The organism is Acinetobacter sp. TUM15071, from assembly GCF_008980925.1.
Lineage (GTDB): Bacteria > Pseudomonadota > Gammaproteobacteria > Pseudomonadales > Moraxellaceae > Acinetobacter > Acinetobacter dispersus.
Genome location: NZ_BKGB01000096.1, coordinates 1 through 229, shown reverse-complemented (window position 1 = coordinate 229; position 229 = coordinate 1). Strand labels below are relative to the sequence as shown.

Sequence of the window (229 nt, the reverse complement as noted above, 5' to 3'; positions counted from 1 at the left end):
TGAACGTCAATGGCGTTAACTTAACCACCACCGTACAAGCGGGTGGTACCTGGGCTGTGACGGTTGCCGGCGGGCAATTGGTACTTGATGCTGACAAAGTGATTAACGTCAGCATTGCAGCAACCGAGGCAGCAGGCAACGTGGGCAACGCCACTGCGGATGCGAGCTACACAGTCGACATCACCACACCAGTGGTGGTGGTCAATCCAATTACGGGTGACAACATCAT

1 protein-coding gene is annotated in these 229 nt (G+C 54.6%); it reads left to right on the top strand.

What is annotated here, in order from left to right; genetic code table 11:
* On the top strand, window positions 1–229 hold a 229-nt coding region (locus tag GBI66_RS19595), incomplete at both ends, for a hypothetical protein (protein WP_308464073.1).